Here is a 13,821-nt window from a genome sequence, read left to right as displayed (position 1 = left end):
CATGTTATGCCGATGGCAGCGTGGGCTCTGTTGCAGGAGGGCTCTGTTACAGGGCTCTGATGCAGGGCTCTGAGGCGGAGCTTTGCTGCGGTGTGCTGGTGCCGGGGGCTGGTTCGCGGTGCTGGACAGCCCCCGGCGTCACGGCACCTTTAGCGCCGTGGGCCGCAGCGGGGGTTTTTGTTCATTCGGACGAGAGGCTGTCCTCACCGAGGGCGACATAGCCTGGCAGTGCCTGGATACGCTGGATCCAGGCACGAATGCCGGGAAAGGCGCCGAGATCGAAGCCGCCTTCGTGGGCCACATGGGTGTAGGCGTAGAGCGAGATGTCGGCGATGGTGGGGTGCTCGCCCACCAGAAAGGGCGTAGCCTCCAGCTGACGCTCCATGACGCCGAGCGCCTTGTAGCCGCCTTGCTGCTTGGCGTCGAATTCGGCCCGCCGGTCCTCCGGCAATCCGAGGTAAAGCGAGATGAAGCGCGCCACTGCGATGTAGGGCTCATGACTGTACTGTTCGAAGTATTGCCACTGCAGCACCTTGGCATGGCGGTAACGATCCTCGGGCAGCCACTCACTGCCGCTGGCCAGGTAGTGGAGGATAGCGTTGGATTCTGCCAGAAAGCGTCCATCATCCAGCTCGAGCAGGGGGATCTTGCCGTTGGGGTTGCGGCCCAGGAAGTCTTCTTCGCGGGTGTCCCCGGCCAGGATGTCGATGCCTATCCACACCATGCGAATGTCCAGCAGCGATGCCAGCAGCTTGATCTTGTAGCAGTTTCCCGAGCGTGTATCGCCGTAGAGATTCATGGAGGTGTCCCCTGGTGCATGGATGATGAGTCTATGGTGTCACTATTGCGGGAGGCGGGAAGGTCGACAGCGCGATTCGGCACTGAGCGACGCTGCGGGAGTCGCAGTGGCATCTGGCAGCTTCTATCCTGTTCCAGGCGGTCAGGGCCGACCCGTACCGAAGGGTAGTCTACCCCTTGTAGCATGGAGCTGCGCCCCAGTAGCGACAAGGGCTAGCGCGGCAAGAGCGGCAATAGTGTCGAGAGCGGCCAAAAGGGCAAGAGCGGCAGGATGGGCAAGAGCGTCGAGCTGGCCCGACTCGAAGTCAAGGATGCCGGAGGTAAGGCGATGGATGACAGGCGTGCCGCAAGGTGGCCAGCACGACTGCTTGGCCTGTTGGTGCTGGCGACAGCGTTGGTTGCACTGGCCGCCGGGGGCTACCTGCTGGCGCTGGGGGGCTCGGCGTACTACGTGCTGGCAGCGGGGGGGCTGGCGCTGACGGGATGCGGCCTGATGGCACGATGGCGCCTCGCCCCGGGGCTATACGCTTTACTGCTTGGAGCAACCCTTGGCTGGGCACTGTGGGAAGTGGGGCTGGACGCCTGGCGCCTGCTGCCGCGTCTGGGCCTGCCGGCATTGCTGGGGCTGGTGCTGCTGTTGCCCTGGTTCGCCCGCGGTGCCTACGCCTGCTGCAGGCAGGCGCTGGGATTGATGACGCTCTCTTGCTTGTCCTTGCTGCTGTTACTGGCCTTTCTCCCTGCTGTCGAACCGTCCTTGTCTTCGCGTCCCGAGAGTTCTGGCTCCTCGGTGCCCAAGGCCCCGGCAAACCCCCAGGGTGAGTCCGCCACTGGCCTTGATGCGCTATGGCGTCTCGAGCTGGAGCAGGATAGGGCGGAGGCAGAGGCAGAGGCAGAGGCAGAGGGAGAGACAGAGAGCCACTTGGCCACCGCCTTCCCTCTGGTCATCATCGACGACCGATTGATTGTCTGCACCTCGAGCGGTATCGAAGCCCGCATGGTCGCTACCGGCGAGCGTCTTTGGTCGCACTCGAACAGCGACGGGCACCCGAACAGCGATGGAAAGGGCAACGAGGACAATATCGAGCCGCTGGGGCCCTGTCGCACGCTTGCCTATCACGATGCCGCTGAGCGAACGCAGGATATGGTCGAGGGCGTCTTTGCGCCGACCCCCGGGGAGGGCGAGCCGGATCCCCTGGAAATGTCGACGACCCATGAAGGTGCCGGGGAAGAGGGGGTCGCGGAAAGCGATCTGGTCTGTCCGCAGCGGCTGTTCGTTGTCACCCGAGATCGGCGCTTGCTGGCGCTGGATGCCGACACCGGCAGACACTGCGAGAGTTTCGGCACCGACGGCCAGGTCGACCTGGCTGAAGTGGCTGACGTGGCCGAAGTGGCTGGCATGAGTGCCGACACATCCGCCGAGGTGCTGAAGGGAGCCGCCGGCATCCAGGTCACCTCGCGACTGGTACTGCTGACGGGGTTCGGCCCCGAGGTGGTGGCGCTGGACATCGCCACCGGCGATCGCATCTGGCGCTGGCGGCCCGAGACGCCAGGCACCGACAACCTTCGGATCGTCGCCGTCGATGAGACCCAGGGCCTGCTGATGGTGGCTGCCCCTGCTGTCCCTGCTGTCCCTGCTGCCCCGGCTGCCCCTGCTGCCTCTGGGACCGAGCGCCGCCCGGACAACGTCCGAGATGAGAGTGAGCAGGGCCCGGGAGGCCGGGTGACGGCGCTGGAGGTGACCACCGGCGAACCGCTATGGACGCGAGCGCTGGATCTTGCCCCCACGCCCGGCGAGGGGGCGATGCCTGTCGATGCGGCGATTACAGCGTCGACGGCAGCAAAGGACGTTGTCATGGTCAGCCTGGACGATAGACCCCAGGCCGCGGTGGTGGCGACGAGCGAGGGCCGGCTGTTGATGCTGGACATGCCCAGCGGGGAGACCCTGGCGTCGCTCGACCTGAGGCCACCACCGCCACTGTCGGCAGAGACCTGGCGAACCCCGCCCTCTGACCCGAAGGCACTGCGCGAACGCGACATGTGGGGACTTTCGCCGATGGATCAACTGCTTTGCCGTATTCGTCTGCGGGCCAGGGACAGCGCTGGGCCAGTCACCTTGCCGGCGTCGCTGGAGCGGCTGATCCGACCGACGCTACCCTTGGCGTCACCCCGTGTGGCAATGAGGCTCGGCCCGGATGGGCAAGCGCTCTACGCCAGCGTCGGCTCCCGTGGTGCCGACCCTCGTCATCCCTGGCTATCCTGCCGTACGCCTCCCTGGGGGGAGCTGGTCAAGGTCGAGCTGTCCACGCTTTACGCTCTGCACGGCAGTGATGGTAGTGATGGTAGCGATAGCTCGGCGATCGTCTGGCGTCGCACCGTCGGTGACCTCGACGTCGAACTGCCCCAGGAGTTGCGCTTGCCGTTCGAGCTTTCTTTGCCTGTCGGAACGGCGAACCTGTCCACGCCGATGATGCTCGCGGGTAGTTCCGGCGACGCAGCGGTGGTCGTCGCGGCCCAGACAAGGTCAGTCGCGCTCTACGCCTTCGCTCAGGATGATGGTCGGGCATTGTGGCGCCAGCGAATGGTCGAGGGGGCGCGGGGTGCAAGCCAACTCACTCACCAGGGCAGGAGCGAGGCGAACGTGGTGGCGCTTGTCCTGCCGCGAGATGCAGCGTCTTCAGACCATGCCGCCGAACTGGTGGTGTACGCAGCGCCCGAGGCTTTGCCCCAAGGGGCTGGCGCGAAGTGAGCGAGGGCGGGCGTCGGTCCCGCCGCGCCCGGCCATGGCTATGCTGAAAAACAACATTGCAGGTTACGCAGGGGGCACCTATGAGAACCATGTTGATTGTCGTCGTCGGGGTGGTCGTGGTCCTGGTGTTGCTGTGGCGCTGTCCCAAGCCGCGACAGCACACCGCCATGTGGATATTCAGCCTCGCCTGGCTGGCGATATGCGCCTGGAACCTGAGCGTCGGGCTGTCGCACGGCTACGCCCTGGGCGAAGAGTTGCTGGTCCATGCGCTGCTTTACGGGGTACCCGTGGGGCTTGGCTGGTGGCGGGTGTGCGGGGAGCCGTCCTCGATCTGACTGGTGCAGGACAGAGGCTGGCGCTCTGTTCAGTCGCCGGGCGCCTTTTGTTTATAGTGGCCGGGGATCTTGACGCGCTCGCCATTGGGCAGCGTCTTGACGTGGGTGGGAACGTAGACTCGCTTGATGACACTCTTGGATGTCGCCATGACGGACCTCCTGCATGTTCCATGGAGAGGACCTCCGATAGTCCTCATCACTACCAGAGCCTGATGAGGTTGTAAATGAGAGCATATATCTTTTGTCATCAAATCACATTTGACCTGCATCAAGGGAAGCGACCATTGCCTGCGCAGCGAGTGCGGGGCTAGACCGATGAGCACCCACGCCCCCCTGATCGAACATCGACACTATCCAGACCGAGTGTTGAGTGACCGCCACGACTTTCAGCAGCTGTTGCTGGGCCGCGGCGGCATGGTGGAACTGGACGTTGGCGGACGTGGTCTGCGCGTAGGGCCGGGCGTACTGGCCCCGGTCCCCAGCGGCGAGACTCACCACTATCTCGCGCCGGGGGCCAACGACATTCTGGTGCTTGACCTGCCGGTGGCCTGGTGCCAGGCCCTGGGGGTGGAGGGGATCTTCGAAAACGAGCGAGCGAGGGGCTATCGCGCGCCGGCGAGCCTGGTCGAGGCCGCGCCTGCCCCGGGCGCCGGCGTCGAGGCGCTGGCCCGGTGGCTTTCCCGCCTGCAGCACGCGCTGGATGAAGGGCGCGGCAGGCCGCTCCCGGCGCCGCGTCTGCGTCTGCTCCAGCTGCTGCCAAGGCTACGCGGCGAGCTGGCCCACCCCTGGCGCGTCAAGGAGATGGCGGCGCTGTGCCACCTGTCCGAGGCGGTCTTCGCCCGTCAGTTTCGTGAGCTGCTCGGGGTGCCGCCAGCGATCTGGCTGCGTCGTGAGCGGCTGGCCCTGGCGCGACAGTTGCTGGTCGCCCGGACTCGTTCCGGCTCGGCCATGGCCCTCAGCGAGGTCGCGCTGGTCTGCGGGTTCCACGACGCCGCCCACTTTTCCCGCGTCTTCCGCGAGGCCCATGACGTTTCTCCCGGCGCCTGGCGGCGTCAAGCCGCAACCGCCACGCACTACAGGTCAGAATCGTACAAGACCTAGTGTGGGCGGCTGGCCCACACTCGAGACCTCGGTGCTCTGGAGGTCTTTATGCGCTCTTCCTCATCTTCCTCTTCTTCATCTTCTTCCTCTGCCCAGGCGGGGGCATCCTCCGATGCGGTCGACATCTCGCGTAGGCGCGCCACCTGGATCGGTGCCACCACGGTGCTCAATTGGGCCATGCTGGCCCTCTTTACCCAGTTGTCGGGGCCCGTGCCACCGTTTCTGCTCACCGCTCTGGCGTTCGGCGTGGCCTTTGTGTGCTTTGTGGTCTATCAGTGCCTGCGCGGCGAGGCGGTGCTGGCGCCGATGCGCCAGCCGCCACTGGTCTGGGCGCTGGGCGTCGGCGGGCTGTTCGGCTACCACGCCCTCTACTTTATCGCCCAGCAGAACGCGCCGCCGGCCAACGCCGGCCTGATCAGCTATCTCTGGCCGCTGTTGATCGTGCTGTTTGTCGCTCTGCTACCCGGTGAGCGCCTGCGCGGGTTTCACGTGGTCGGTAGCCTGCTCGGTTTCGGCGGGGCGGTGCTGTTGATCGGCGGAGACGTCGACGCCGGCGGTAGCCTCCTGGGCTACGCCGCCGCCTTCGCCTGTGCCTTCGTCTGGAGTGGCTATTCGGTGCTGTCCCGGGCCACCCGCACGGTACCCACCGCCGCGGTAGGGGGCTTCTGTCTGGTCACCGCGATACTGGCGGCAGCGTGTCATCTGGCCTTCGAACCCGGTCGCTGGCCCCAGGGCAGCGACTGGTTCGGTGTCATCGCTCTTGGCCTGGGACCGGTGGGCAGCGCCTTCTTTACCTGGGATATCGGGGTCAAGCAGGGGGACCTGCGGCTGCTGGGTCTGCTGGCCTACTTCACGCCGCTGCTGTCGACCCTGGTGCTGGTGGTGACCGGCTTCGCCGCGCCTACCCTGTGGCTTGCCGGGGCGGCGGTGCTGATCACCCTTGGGATGCTGATCGGCAGCGGCTGGATTGGGCGTAGAAGGTCGTCCCGGGCGTCGGACTGATACCCAGCCGGGCGACTGTATCCTTGGGACAATAGGGAGCCTCAGGCGCGTCTTTCAAACTGGCCTCGGCGTTCGACAATAACGTCGGTCTTCAAGGAGGACGCCAGTCATGAAAGAACACGATTTCGAACTACGTTTTCGACTGCCCCGAGGGGTGAACCCCGAGGATCTCGCCGAGCGGCTGTGTGACGACGGCTGCCGCGACGCCCTGGTCGGCAGGGCCCACGATGATGAAATCGCGCTGCAGTTCTGCCGCGCGGCGGCCTGCTCCGGCGAGGCCATGCGCAGTGCGCTGCAGGATGTGATCAGGGTGGAGCCCAAGGCGAGGTTGCTGGTCAGCCGCTAGGGTTTGCCTGAAGACGCCGATGACGCCGGCAGAGCGCTCGATACACGCAAGGCCCGGTGACGGGCCTTGCGCATTTTTATGCCAGTGAGGCCGTCGTCAATGACTCCTGACGCGATGGCGCGACAAGCGGGTAAAGCAGATCGGTGGGGTACTGGCCGTGCTCATGCGGTCGGTATCGGGCTGCGCCCGCCAGCCGCGATAGAGCGCCCAGCGCTTCAAGGCGTCCAGGTTGAGGTGCGGGTGGTGCTCGTCGCGGGGATCGTACTCGGGGGAAGGAAAGGCGTGGGCCAGGTGGTCGTAGCGGGCCAGGGCGCGTTCGCCGCCGTGGGCGGCCAGAGCCCGGTCCAGGGCGGACTGCCAGGCGCGGGTGTCATGCTGCTGGGGTCTTCCATTGGAAACAGCCATGCTGTTGCCCTCCTGAAATCACGTCAGAACATTGGTGGTGTCGCCATTCCCTGGTGGGGTTGTCGGTGGAGTGAAGGAAAGACGCCCGAGCCGTCAGGCCCGGGCGTCGTCTCGATCAATCCCAGCTCAGCGCGCCGCCGACCTGATACTCGGTGACGCGGGTCTCGAAGAAGTTCTTCTCCTTGCGCAGATCGATGATTTCACTCATCCACGGGAAGGGGTTCTGGGCACCCGGGAACTGCTCCTTCAGGCCGATCTGGGCCAGGCGACGGTTGCAGATGAAGTGCAGGTACTCCTCCATGATCGCCGCGTTCATGCCCAGCACGCCGCGGGGCATGGTGTCGCGGGCGTAGCTGATCTCGAGCTCGGTACCCTCGAGGATCATCTGGGTGACCTCGTCCTGGAACTCCGGCGTCCACAGGTTCGGGTTCTCGATCTTGATCTGGTTGATCATGTCGACACCGAAGTTCAGGTGCATCGACTCGTCGCGCAGGATGTACTGGAACTGCTCGGCCACGCCGGTCATCTTGTTGCGCCGGCCCATGGACAGGATCTGGCTGAAACCGCAGTAGAAGAAGATGCCTTCGGTGACACAGTAGAAGGCGATCAGGTTACGCAGCAGCTCCTGGTCGGTCTCGACGGTGCCGGTCTGGAAGTCAGGACGGGCCAGCGACTGGGTGTGCTTGAGGCTCCAGGCGGACTTGGCGGCGACCGACGGGACCTCGCGGTACATGTTGAAGACTTCGCCCTCATCCATGCCCAGCGACTCCACGCAGTACTGGTAGGCGTGGGTGTGGATCGCTTCCTCGAAGGCCTGGCGCAGCAGGTACTGGCGGCACTCCGGGTTGGTGATCAGGCGATACAGCGCCAGCACCAGGTTGTTGGCGACCAGCGAGTCGGCGGTGGAGAAGTAGCCCAGTGAACGTTCGACGATGCGGCGCTCGTCGGCGGTCAGGCCGTCGTTGCTCTTCCACAGCGCGATGTCCGCGTTCATGTTCACTTCCTGGGGCATCCAGTGGTTGGCACTGCCGTCCAGGTACTTCTGCCAGGCCCACTCGTACTTGAACGGCACCAGCTGGTTCAGGTCCGCACGGGCGTTGATCATCTTCTTGTCGTCGACCTCGATCCGGGCGGCGCCCATCTCGAGTTCCTCGAGGCCGGCGGCCACGTCGAGTTCTTCCAGCGACTTGCGTGCCCGGGCCATGCGGTCCTGGTCGGCAGCCTGGTAGTTGCCGGCGCTTTCGCGCACCTCATCCGTTGCCTCGGCAGCCGGGGCCGGGGTCGGCTCGGGGGCCTTCTTCGGCTCAGGTACTTCTGCGGTGGCGGTGTCGTCCTCGTGGAACTCGTCCCAGTTCAGCATTGTTGCGCTCTCCCGATCATCTGATCGGCCGACGCGCCTGGCGTCGGCGTGGGGTTGTCTGGTGGCCCCGGCGGTGCCGGGGCGAGGTGTGCGGGCCTGGCCTGCACGTCCGTCATGGCGTTGTCGCCGGTGTTACTGGCAGGCCTCACAGCCCAGCTCGTCGATTTCCCCGGCGGACGGCGGACGCTGGCCACCCTTGCCCTTGAGGAAGTCGTCGATGCCGCGGGGCTCCTCGGCTGCGGGTGCCGCCGCCGGTGCAGACGCCTGGGGTGCGGTACCGTTGGAGACGGCGTTGAGCTTGCCGCGGTCCACCGTGGACTTCTCCACCGAGGTGGCGCCGAGGGCGCGCAGGTAGTAGGTGGTCTTGAGGCCACGGAACCATGCCATGCGGTAGGTCACGTCGAGCTTCTTGCCGGACACGCCCTGAATGTAGAGGTTCAGCGACTGGGCCTGGTCGATCCACTTCTGGCGCCGTGCGGCGGCTTCGACCAGCCACTTGGGCTCGACCTCGAAGGCGGTGGCGTACTTGGCCTTGAGGTCGTCCGGGATGCGGTCGATGGGCTGGACGCTGCCGTCGTAGTACTTGAGGTCGTTGATCATGACCTCGTCCCACAGGCCGCGTTCCTTGAGGTCGTTGACCATCCAGGAGTTGACCACGGTGAACTCGCCGGACAGGTTCGATTTCACGAACAGGTTCTGATAGGTCGGCTCGATCGACTGGGTCACGCCGCAGATGTTCGAGATGGTCGCGGTGGGGGCGATGGCCATCACGTTGGAGTTGCGCATGCCCTGGCTGCGCACCTTGTCACGGATGCGATCCCAGTCCTGGGTCTGGCTGGTGTCGACCTCGATGTACTGCTCGCCACGCTCGGCCTTGAGCTTGTCGACGGAGTCGATCGGCAGCACGCCCTGGCTCCACAGCGAGCCCTCGAAGCTCTCGTAGCGTCCGCGCTCGGCGGCCAGGTCGCTGGAGGCCTCGATGGCGTGGTAGCTGATCAGCTCCATGGAGCGGTCGGCAAAGGCCACCGCCTCGCCGCTGGCGTAGGCGATGCCCTGGGCGTACAGCGCGTCCTGGAAGCCCATCAGGCCAAGGCCCACCGGGCGGTGCTTGAAGTTGGAGTTGCGCGCCTGGGGCACCGCGTAATAGTTGATGTCGATGACGTTGTCGAGCATCCGCACCGCGGTGCGCACGGTCTTCTTGAGCTTGTCGTTGTCGAGCTCGCCGTCGACCACGTGCTGCGCCAGGTTGATCGAGCCCAGGTTGCACACCGCGATCTCGTCGGGCGAGGTGTTGAGGGTGATCTCGGTGCACAGGTTGGAGCTGTGGACCACGCCGGCATGGCTCTGGGGGCTGCGAATGTTGCAGGCATCCTTGAAGGTGATCCAGGGATGGCCGGTCTCGAACAGCATCGACAGCATCTTGCGCCACAGGTCCTTGGCCTTGACCCGCTTGAACAGCTTGAGCTGACCGTTGCGGGTCATCTCCTCGTACTCGGCATAGCGCTTCTCGAAGGCCACGCCGTACAGGTCATGCAGGTCCGGGCAGGTGGACGGCGAGAACAGGGTCCACTCCTCGTCATTGAACACCCGCTTCATGAACAGGTCCGGCACCCAGTTGGCGGTGTTCATGTCATGGGTACGACGACGGTCATCGCCGGTGTTCTTGCGCAGCTCGAGGAATTCCTCGACATCCAGGTGCCAGGTCTCGAGGTAGGCGCAGACGGCACCCTTGCGCTTGCCGCCCTGGTTGACCGCGACGGCGGTGTCGTTGACCACCTTGAGGAAGGGGACCACACCCTGGGACTTGCCGTTGGTGCCCTTGATGTAGGAGCCGAGCGCACGCACCGGGGTCCAGTCGTTGCCGAGGCCGCCGGCCCACTTGGACAGCATGGCGTTGTCGCGGATCGCGCCGTAGATGCTCTCGAGGTCATCCGGCACGGTGGTCAGGTAGCAGCTGGAGAGCTGGCTGCGCACGGTGCCCGCGTTGAACAGGGTCGGGGTGGAGGCCATGTAGTCGAAGCTGGAGAGCAGCTCGTAGAACTCGATGGCCCGCGTCTCGCGGTCGTCCTCGTTCAGCGCAAGGCCCATGGCCACGCGCATGAACATCACCTGGGGCAGCTCGTAGCGCACGTCATCGCGGTGGATGAAGTAGCGGTCGTACAGGGTCTGCAGGCCCAGGTAGGTGAACTGGTTGTCGCGGCTGTGGTCGAGCGCCTCGCCCAGACGTTCCAGGTCGAAGTTGGCAAGCTCGGGGTCGAGCTGTTCGAACTCGATGCCGCGCTCGACGTAGCGCACGAAGGCCGGCTTGTAGAGCTCGGCCATGTCGCCGTAGGTGGCGTCCTCGGCCACGTCGAGGAACGACAGCGCCTCGCGGCGCAGGTTGTCCTGCAGCAGACGAGCGGTGACGTAGGTGTAGTTCGGGTCCTTCTCGACCAGGGTGCGGGCGGTCATCATCAGCGCCTGGGACACGCCGTCGATGGTCACGCCGTCGTACAGGTTCTTCAGCGAGTCCTGGACGATCTTGTTGGGGTCGACGTTCTCGAGGCCTTCGCAGGCGTCGAACACCAGGGTCTCGATACGCCCCAGGTCCAGCGGACGACGGCTGCCGTCGGCGGCGGTGACGTTGAGGGTCGGGTGCGGCTTCTCGATGCCGCTTTCCTCGCGGGCGCGGGCGTGTTCCTCGCGGTACAGCACGTAGGCACGGGCGACCTTCTGCTCGCCGCTGCGCATCAGCGCCAGCTCGACCTGGTCCTGAATATCCTCGATGTGCACGGTGCCGCCGTCGGCCAGGCGACGGGCAAAGGTCTGCTCGATGGCCTCGGCGGATTCCTTGACGAAGTCACGGACCCGGCTGGAGGTGGCGGCATTGTCCCCCTCGACGGCGATGAATGCCTTGCTGATGGCCACGGCGATCTTGCCGGCGTCGAAGGGCACCACGTCCCCGGTGCGCTTGATCACGCGCAGCGTGTCGGGGGCGGTGACGGAGACGGACGGTCGGTCCGGGCTAGCGAGGGTATCCATGGCGCCGAGGCTCCCTATGAGGTAAAAAAAGTCGTGAAAACAGGCGTGACCAACTGCGAGAAAGAGGCAGTTGACAGGCTTCTGTGATATTGCTAGAGACACATGATGTGGTGTCTCTCTGGATATTCGGACACAAGATAGTGTGCTTCTTGCCCGTCATCAAGTGGATAAGTCTGTGGATGAGGTGTGGTCATCAAGGGGGCAACTGGGCACAACCGGCGTGGGCGCCGTGGTGGCGGCCTTGATGCGCATCAGGGCGAGGGCAGGCGACAGCGCAAAATTCGGGTATCCTTGTGTTATCGCGTGTGACATTGCTCAGCACCAGTCATTCGGCCAGGTTGGATAATGCCCGGCATTCGCCAAAAGGAATGAGACCCCCTATGGAAGAACGTTCAGAGCAACGAGAACAGGATCACGTACTTATCATCGAAGATGATGAGCGTCTCGCTGGTCTGACGCGGGACTACCTCGAAGCCAACGGCTTCCGGGTGAGCCTGGAGGATGACGGCGGTCGCGGCGTCGATCGTATTCTGTCGCTGCAGCCGGATCTGGTGATTCTGGATCTGATGCTGCCGGGCGAGGATGGCCTGTCGATCTGTCGTCGTGTTCGCAGCGACTACGGTGGTCCGATCCTGATGCTGACCGCGCGGACTGACGACATGGATCAGGTCCTGGGGCTCGAGATGGGCGCCGACGATTATGTGCCGAAGCCGGTGCAGCCGAGGGTACTGCTGGCACGCATGCGTGCCCTGCTGCGTCGTCTCGACGGAGCCGAGGTCAGTGGCGAAAGCCGCTTGACGTTCCAGGACCTGGAAATCGACAACGCCACCCGCGAGGCCTGGCTCAAGGGCGAGCGTATCGATCTGACCAGCGCCGAGTTCGACCTTTTGTGGCTGCTGGCCAGCCATGCCGGTCGGGTGCTGACCCGCGAAGAAATCTTTTCCCAGTTGCGTGGCATCCGCTACGACGGCCAGGACCGCTCCATCGACGTGCGGGTGTCGCGGATTCGGCCCAAGATAGGCGATGACCCCCATCATCCGCACCGCATCAAGACGGTCAGGAGCAAGGGCTATCTGTTCGTGAAGGACAGCTGAACCCATGCGTCGCGCCCTGGCCGACAGTACCTTCCTGCGGGTCTACGTCATGCTGGCGGCGACCCTGGTGCTGGCGCTCGGCGTGGCGATGGTGGGCATGACGCTGATCGACAAGGTGCGCATCGAGCACTATCGCGAACAGCTGGCCGAGGCGCCCATGCACCTGTTGGCGACGATGATCGACAGCATGCCGCGGGGCGAGCGGCGTGAGTGGATGGCCGAGAAGTCCGAGGCGCTGGACATGTCGATGTCGATCGTGCCCCTGTCGTCGCTGTCGCCGAGCTACTTCACCCGTCTTCGACTGCAGCGCGGCGGCGTGCTGGTCGGGCGTGACAGTCCCCATGAGTGGCGCTTCTGGCGGCTGATGCCCGCCGGTGGCGCGGTCCTGCAGGTGTCGCTGTCCGGCATGTCGGAGCGCCAGTTGCGGGGCCTGACCCAGCTCAGCGGGGAATGGCTCGCCAGCCTGCCGGCGGGGGCGCGCCAGGCGAGCATCGACAGCATGACCCGCGGCGACCTGCCGGTATCGATCAGCCAGTCCCCTCCGGATATCCTCGAGCCACGTCAGCGCAACCGCCTGGCCGGTGGCGAGGTGATGATGCAGCTACTGCCCGAGCACTGGTCAGTGGTGCTGTTCATGCAGGTGACGCCGCCTGGCGAAGCCCCCTTCTGGCTCACGGTAGGGCCGATGGCCAGCTACGAGGCGCTTCCGCCGGCGCTGTTGGCGTCGATGCTGGTGCTGCTGATGGGCGCACTGGCGATCGTCATCTACCTGATTGTGCGGGGTATCGAGGCGCGCATGGCGCGACTCGAGATGGCCGCCACCCGGCTTGCCAGCGGTCGCCTCGACACCCGGGTCAAGGTCGAGAGCGGCGACTTTCTCGGGCGTGTCGGCATGGCCTTCAACGGCATGGCCTCCCAGGTGCAGTCGCTGTTGCGGGCCCAGCAGGACATGATCCGGGCAGTGTCCCACGAACTCAGGACGCCGGTGGCGAGGATTCGCTTTGCGGTGCAGATGGTCGAGGACATGTCCGAGGACGCCCTGGTCAGGCGCCAGTTGCAGGGGGTCGACAGCGACATCGATGAACTCGACGATCTGATCGACGAAATCCTCACCTATGCGCGCCTCGACAGCGAGACAATCCACGGTGTCGAAGCTTCCCCCGAACCGGTGGAGCTGCGTGACATCTGCGAGCGGGTGATCGACTCCCTGATGCCGTTGCACGGCAATCTTGACGTGCGTCTGTCTGCGGGGCCGGAGATCGAGGTCCACGCCGATTCCCGCTATCTGCAGCGGGCCACCCAGAACCTGGTGGCCAACGCCTGCCGCCACGCCCGCACTCGGGTCAAGGTCAGTCTGCTCGACGAACCCAACCAGGTGAGGGTCGACGTGGAGGACGATGGGGAAGGGGTCCCGCCGGAGGCGCGCCAGGATATCTTCAAGCCCTTCGCCCGCCTGGACGACAGCCGAACCCGCCGCTCCGGCGGCTACGGGCTGGGGCTGTCCATCGTGCAGAAGGTGATGGCCTGGCACGGCGGCACCGTCAGCGTGGACGAGAGTCCCGGCCTGAAGGGCGCGCGATTCTCGCTGATCATCCCCCGCCGGGTCTGAGACC

At 65.2% G+C, this 13,821-nt stretch carries 11 protein-coding genes; 7 read left to right on the top strand and 4 right to left on the bottom strand.

All coding sequences use genetic code 11. The features are described 5' to 3' along the window. Nucleotides 1-181 precede the first annotated feature (181 nt). The gene (locus tag KUV74_RS08460) at nucleotides 182-799 is read right to left on the bottom strand and encodes a glutathione S-transferase family protein (protein ID WP_108132258.1); all 618 of its coding nucleotides are present in this window, start codon (nucleotides 797-799) and stop codon (nucleotides 182-184) included. A 270-nt stretch (nucleotides 800-1,069) separates the two neighbouring features. Between KUV74_RS08460 and KUV74_RS08455 the strand changes: the two genes are divergently transcribed. The 5 genes from KUV74_RS08455 to KUV74_RS08435 all read left to right on the top strand — a co-directional run bounded on the left by KUV74_RS08455 (nucleotide 1,070) and on the right by KUV74_RS08435 (nucleotide 6,328). Next, complete coding sequence (locus KUV74_RS08455; protein ID WP_222516091.1) at nucleotides 1,070-3,544, top strand: PQQ-binding-like beta-propeller repeat protein; 2,475 nt, start codon at nucleotides 1,070-1,072, stop codon at nucleotides 3,542-3,544. Between the two features lie 89 nt (nucleotides 3,545-3,633). Further along, a complete protein-coding gene (locus KUV74_RS08450; RefSeq protein WP_261395200.1) occupies nucleotides 3,634-3,879 on the top strand; it encodes a hypothetical protein in 246 nt (81 codons plus the stop codon). Nucleotides 3,880-4,194: 315 nt separating this feature from the next. Next, the gene (locus KUV74_RS08445; RefSeq protein WP_213228579.1) at nucleotides 4,195-4,980 is read left to right on the top strand and encodes a helix-turn-helix transcriptional regulator; all 786 of its coding nucleotides are present in this window, start codon (nucleotides 4,195-4,197) and stop codon (nucleotides 4,978-4,980) included. Nucleotides 4,981-5,028: 48 nt separating this feature from the next. Then, on the top strand, nucleotides 5,029-5,982 hold the full coding sequence (locus tag KUV74_RS08440; RefSeq protein WP_222516090.1) for a DMT family transporter: 954 nt from the start codon (nucleotides 5,029-5,031) through the stop codon (nucleotides 5,980-5,982). 109 nt (nucleotides 5,983-6,091) lie between these two features. Continuing rightward, entirely contained in the window at nucleotides 6,092-6,328 is a 237-nt protein-coding gene (locus KUV74_RS08435) for a hypothetical protein (RefSeq protein WP_045991287.1), read from the top strand. 96 nt (nucleotides 6,329-6,424) lie between these two features. Here KUV74_RS08435 and KUV74_RS08430 read toward each other — a convergent pair whose 3' ends face one another. The 3 genes from KUV74_RS08430 to KUV74_RS08420 form a co-directional block, all read right to left on the bottom strand. Further along, entirely contained in the window at nucleotides 6,425-6,733 is a 309-nt protein-coding gene (locus tag KUV74_RS08430; protein WP_045991229.1) for a hypothetical protein, read from the bottom strand. Between the two features lie 115 nt (nucleotides 6,734-6,848). Next, nucleotides 6,849-8,093, bottom strand: a complete 1,245-nt coding sequence (locus KUV74_RS08425; RefSeq protein WP_124803534.1) for a ribonucleotide-diphosphate reductase subunit beta — start codon at nucleotides 8,091-8,093, stop codon at nucleotides 6,849-6,851. 132 nt (nucleotides 8,094-8,225) lie between these two features. Then, nucleotides 8,226-11,114, bottom strand: coding sequence for a ribonucleoside-diphosphate reductase subunit alpha (locus KUV74_RS08420; protein ID WP_108132263.1), 2,889 nt, complete (start codon nucleotides 11,112-11,114; stop codon nucleotides 8,226-8,228). Nucleotides 11,115-11,494: 380 nt separating this feature from the next. Between KUV74_RS08420 and KUV74_RS08415 the strand changes: the two genes are divergently transcribed. Beyond that, a complete protein-coding gene (locus KUV74_RS08415) occupies nucleotides 11,495-12,208 on the top strand; it encodes a winged helix-turn-helix domain-containing protein (RefSeq protein WP_083970186.1) in 714 nt (237 codons plus the stop codon). A 4-nt stretch (nucleotides 12,209-12,212) separates the two neighbouring features. Further along, nucleotides 12,213-13,817 (top strand): ATP-binding protein, encoded by a 1,605-nt coding sequence (locus KUV74_RS08410; protein ID WP_222516089.1) that lies wholly within the window; start codon nucleotides 12,213-12,215, stop codon nucleotides 13,815-13,817. Nucleotides 13,818-13,821: the final 4 nt, after the last annotated feature.

It is taken from the genome of Halomonas sp. DP1Y21-3 (assembly GCF_019801245.1).
Classification (GTDB): Bacteria; Pseudomonadota; Gammaproteobacteria; order Pseudomonadales; family Halomonadaceae; genus Halomonas; species Halomonas litopenaei.
This window is presented reverse-complemented; position numbering and strand designations above follow the sequence as displayed.